1 pseudogene is annotated in these 727 nt (G+C 77.9%); it reads right to left on the reverse strand.

The features are described from left to right. Nucleotides 1–639, reverse strand: a pseudogene (locus GT042_RS08950) (hypothetical protein); the annotation flags it as partial. Nucleotides 640–727: the final 88 nt, after the last annotated feature.

Genomic DNA, 727 nt, shown 5'->3' on the forward strand with positions numbered 1-727 from the left:
GGCGGCCGCGGTCGCCGCCGGGGCCGGGGCCGGTACGGCGGGCGGGTTGGTGAGGGCGGCGACGGCCCGGTCGACTCCGGTCCCCGCCGTGTGCGCGTCGGCCAGGACACGGGCGACGTCGACGCCCCGGTCGTCGAGGCGGGCCATGGCGGAGGCGAGGTCGGGCCAGGCGAGGATCGCGTCGCGGACCAGGCCCTCGGGCATGGTGCGGCGCAGCAGGTCGGCCCACCGGTCGGTGCCTTCCGCCTTCGTACGGGCGGTGTTCGCGGCGACGGCCTGGTGGACGCCCTGGGCCATGTGTCCGAGTTGGGGGAGGAACACGGCCAGGTCGACGCCGGCGTGCTGGAGGCCGACGAGCCGGCGGGCCATCACCGGCCAGTCCTCCCCCGTCATCAGGTCCGCCAGGACGTTCCCGGGCAGGACGGTGCGCAGCTGGTCGGCGGCCCGGCCCGGGGCGCGGTCCTGCGCCTCCTGGTCGAGGCGGGTCTCCTGGCCGTGGTGGTGTCTTTGGGCCGCGCGGCGCACCGCGTCGGAGATCGTCAGGAGCAGTCGTACGGACATGGCCGCCGCCTGGGCCGCCTCGGACAAGGCCTCGGAGAACGGCTCACCCGGCAGCGGCGCGGGGGCGGGCGTGGCCATGGGGGGCTCCTTCGTACGACGGTCAGCGCGAGCGCACCGCCCTGGCGCGCGGGAGCGGGGTCAGCGCGAGCGCGGCGCGCCGGGGCCC

It is taken from the genome of Streptomyces sp. SID3212, assembly GCF_009865405.1.
In the GTDB taxonomy this organism is placed as follows: Bacteria; Actinomycetota; Actinomycetes; order Streptomycetales; family Streptomycetaceae; genus Streptomyces.